General features: G+C 72.0%; 3 protein-coding genes. All 3 read right to left on the bottom strand.

Features of this window, described 5'->3' with window-relative positions; genetic code table 11:
* Window positions 1-27: 27 nt before the first annotated feature.
* Window positions 28-1,452, bottom strand: a complete 1,425-nt coding sequence (locus tag E1265_RS34365; protein ID WP_132934873.1) for a DUF6716 putative glycosyltransferase — start codon at window positions 1,450-1,452, stop codon at window positions 28-30.
* Between the two features lie 402 nt (window positions 1,453-1,854).
* Window positions 1,855-2,460: an RNA polymerase sigma factor gene (locus E1265_RS34360; protein ID WP_132934872.1), complete on the bottom strand. Its 606-nt coding sequence runs from the start codon at window positions 2,458-2,460 to the stop codon at window positions 1,855-1,857.
* A gap of 291 nt (window positions 2,461-2,751) precedes the next feature.
* Window positions 2,752-4,219: family 20 glycosylhydrolase (locus E1265_RS34355; protein WP_132934871.1), on the bottom strand; the 1,468-nt coding region annotated here is incomplete at its 5' end.

Raw genomic sequence — 4,219 nt, 5'->3', positions numbered from 1 at the left:
GGGTGGGGGAGGCGGTGGCGTCGGGGGTCACAGCTGCCCCCAGCGCCTGATCAGCGGGGCGACCCGCTGGACGCCGGCGCGGTAGGCGCCGCGCGCGGTGCGGCGCAGCAGGCGCTTGGACGCGCCGCGTACGCCGGTGGTCGGGTCGGGTCCCCCCTGGAAGCCGGCCACCGGCTCGCCCTTGACGTCGAGGCCATGGCGGGCGAGGACGCCCGGCAGGTAGCCGGGCGCGGTGCGCACCGTGTAGTAGGGGTCGAGCGGCGGGAGCCCGTGCCCCGCCGCCTGCTCGACCAGGGTGACGAGCCGCTCGCGGGCCGGCGCGAACGCGGCCTCCGGGTCGCGGCCGAGTCCCTGGTCGGCCAGCCAGGCCGGGTCGGGGGTCGGCACGTGGCCGCCGTCGAGCTCGTCCCAGGAGGCGAAGCATCCCGAGCCGAGGAAGTAGTGGTTGCCGTGCTGCTCGCGGATGCCGAGGTCGCTGAGGACGGCGGTGGGGATGCCGCGGTGCAGGGACTCGAGCGCGGCGGTGGAGCTGACGGTGACCAGCAGGTCGGTGCCGTCCAGGACCTCGCCCATGTTGCCGTAGGCGAGGTTGAAGTTGGCCGGGGTCTCGCCCTTGATGCGCTCGGCGAGCCGCTGGTAGGGCAACTCCTCGATGTGCGTGGTGTGCTCCCCCGGCTTGCTGCGCAGCTTGAGGACGACCTCGCGGTCCGGGTGGCGGCGGGCGTGTTCGACGGCGCGCTCGAGCAGGTAGGCGCGGTCCTTGCGGGTGCCGGGCACCGAGGGCTGGACGGCGAAGACCACCCGGTAGGGGCGCTCGCCGCGCTCGACGGCCCCCGGGTCGTAGGGCGCGCCGGCCAGGAACGGCAGGGCGCACTCGGTGACGGCTGAGGCGTCGGCCCGGACGCCGCTGAACTGCTCGCGGAACCTGGCGACGTCGTGGGGGCTGTTGGCGAGGACGATGTCGGCGCCGTGCCGCAGGAGCAGGCCGTCGGTCAGTTTCTCGTAGACGACGCCCACATATCCCGTGATGACGACGGTGCGGCGGGGGGTGCCGTGCCAGGCTCGGGCCAGGCCGTGCAGCATGGCCTGCACGGTGCCGCCGACGCAGGCCAGGATCAGCGCGTCATAAGGCGCGTCGTCCTCGCCGGAATTATCCGCGGTCTTCGCAGTGTTGTTCGCCTTGTTTGGCTTGTCGGGGTTTCGCGTGTCGGTTTCCTGGAGATCAGCGATCAGACGGAGGAAGTTGATGGCGGTGATCTCTTCCGGTTCCTCGACGCCGGTGTCCGTCTCGGCCAACTGCCGCGCGGTGGGCGTCGCCCGCCCCCGCAACAGGAAGCCGTCGACGGAGGACTCGGGGGCTATCCGGCGCGCGGTGAGCGCGCCCCATTTCCACCGCGTGTCAGAATCCGCCAACACGGCCAAACGCAGAGGGCCGCGAGATGAATCGGGCACGTAAGGAACCATAGGCACCAAACGATAGGCGTCGGAGATCGAGGGTGGGGCCAACTCAGTCACAACAACCAGTTAACAGCACGACACCGGTTGGCCAACTCGCGCGGCGGGCTCAGGTATTCATCCCATAATTGGTAGGAATTAACGCACCTGCTGATCGTCCGTCGCCTTCCGTTCACCTTGGCCGGACGAGCGTCCCCGCGGTGGCGGATCGGGGCAGCGGGTGTGCGCCCGGACACGCGCGCGCGGACACAACACGAAAGGGCCCGGTCGTCGCCGGGCCTGGAAGAGGGTGCGCGGGCGGGGCTAGGGGGAAAGCCGCCCCGCCCGCGCCTGGGCTTCCCTGAGGTACGGGGGGGACCTCGGGTTGCCCTGTCGGTCGATGACCAGTCGACCTGTTTCTTACTGCGCCGTAGCCCTCGATTCCGTTACAGCCGCCTCCGAGACGTGCTCCGGGGCGCGGCCTAAGCGCTGCGCCAGGCGGCGCAGCCCGCGGTGGTTGGCGGTGCGCACGGCCCCCGGCCGACTGCCCATCAACATGGCGGCGCGCTTGGCGTCCAGGCCGAACATGGTGCGCAACACCACGGCCTCCGCCTGCTCCTGCGGGAGTTCGGCGACCAGCGCCAGCGCCCGGCTGGTGGCGAGCGCGTCGATCGCCTCCTCGGCGGTGTCGGCCGAGGACGGGAGGTCGGCGAGCGCGTCCTCGTCGGCCCTGCACTCCTGCGGCCTGCGACCGCGGGCCCGCAGGTGGTCGAGCGCGCGGTTGCGGGCGATCCTGGCGGTCCAGCCGCGGAACCGGTCCGCGTCGCCGCTGAACCGCTGGAGATCGCGCGATATGTGCAGCCATGCCTCGGCCGTGACGTCCTCGGCGTCGGGCTCGGCCACGATGGTCCGCACGTAGCCGAGCAGCCGCGGATGGACCGCTCTGAAGACGGTGCGGAACGCGCTCTCGTCCCCTTCCTGGGCCGCGTGAACCGCCGCGGTCAATTCGACGTCTGCCCCCTGCACTCCCGGCCCCCCTTGGCGGCTCGCGCCGCATGCGTTTCAAGGTTGGTGACTGTGTGTCTCTAGTGCCTGAACGCTACGCGGCCTCGCCACCGTCCGTCCATGGCGCATCCGGCCGTATCCGCTCGGTAACAGAATCCAGGTGTTCGACGCTGTACGAGATACGGACACGGGCCTGGTCAGGCCCGAGGCCGGCGACAGCCGGGGTCTCTCCTGTGGGGGGTGGCGGCCCCGGCTGCTCGCGTTCGTGTCCACCCCTGGATCGTTCCCTACCGTGGCCCGTCCATGGGTGCCTCAGACCGTGACGCGATCGGCGAGCGCCGTGAAGTCCGTCCAGCTGAGGGTGGGCCGGTCGGGGTTCCACAGCTTCTGCGCCGTCGCGGCGAGCGGCAGGCGGATGCCCGCCGCGACCTGCTCCGGGGTCTGGGCCCCGGCCTGGTCGCACCAGACCGCGAACCGGCCGCCCGGGATGCGGTCCGCGCCCGCGAGGCGGTCGGGGACGGCCTGGGAGCCCCGCAGCACGTCTGGTGTCCACTCCGCATAAATACGCTCACCGGTCGGATAGATGAAGTTGTTGGGCTCGCCGAGTACGTAGTAGAGGTACTCCGAGTTGAGGTTCAGCACCTGCCAGCCGCCCTCCAGGTACTCCACCGGCTCGCGGGCGCCGATCTCCCGGCCGGTCCAGTAGGTGACCTGCCGCTCCTGGTCCGGCTGGACGACGCCGCCGGCGAACATGCCGTCGTTCCACACCTGCGGCGTCTTGCCGGCGCCCCGCGCCGTGTCGGCGCGGTCGTTGAGCCAGCCGGTGGCCAGGTCCTGGACGCGGGCGTCCGCGCCGTAGCGGTCGCGGGCGGCCGCCGCGAGGTCCGGGTAGCTGGCCTCGGGGTCGGAGACGAAGAGCGCCGCGTACTCGTCGCCGCCCAGGTGCAGGTACTCGCCGGGGAAGAGGTCGGCGTACTCGGTGATCAGGTCGTCCACGATCGCCGCCGCCTCCGGGTTGGCGATGTCGATGGCGCCCGAGGTGGCAGTGCCGTCGGCCCGCCGCAGCTGGAGGTCGGGGTGGGCGGCGAGCACGGCGCCGAGGTGCCCGGGCGAGTCGATCTCCGGGATCACGGTGATGTGCAGCCGCTCGGCGAGCTCGAGGATGCCGCGGACCTCGTCCTTGGTGAGGTGGTCATCCGAGACGACCTCGGGGTGGGTCTCGCTCTCGACGCGGAAGCCCTGGTCGTCGCTGAAGTGCAGCTGGAGCTGGTTCAGCTTGAGGTCGGCCATCTCGCGCATCCTCTCCTCGATCCAGTCCGCGCTGAACGGCTTGCGCGCGGTGTCGAGCGAGAGGCCGCGCTGCGGGCGGTCGGGGCGGTCGCGGATCTCGCCCTCCGGTAGTCCGCCGGCGCCGCGCACGGCCTGGACCACCGTTCGGGTGCCGTAGAAGACGCCGGCCTCCTCGCTGCCGGTCACGGTGACCCGGTGGTCGTCCGTGACGAGGTGGTAGCCCTCGCCGCCGGTGTCGGCGTCCTCGTCGAGGCTGAGCTCTATGTCACCCTCCCTGGCGCCGTCGTCGGCGCGGTCCACGCCGAGGTCCTCGGCGAGCAGGTCGGCGGTCCCGTCGAGCGGCCCTTCGGAGTCCGCTATCACCCGGGTGGAGTCGGAGGGCGCCCAGCCGGCGCCGTCGGCGGCGTCGAAGGAGCGGACGGCCGGGATGATCTCCGGCGGCCCGGTCGGGCCGTCCTGGAGCGTGCGAGGGGACGGGGTGGGGGTGGCG

The sequence above is a fragment of the Streptomyces sp. 8K308 genome (assembly GCF_004348315.1).
Classification (GTDB): Bacteria; Actinomycetota; Actinomycetes; order Streptomycetales; family Streptomycetaceae; genus Streptomyces.
Note: the sequence above shows the minus strand (reverse complement) of the source record. Positions and strands in the feature narration are given on the sequence as shown.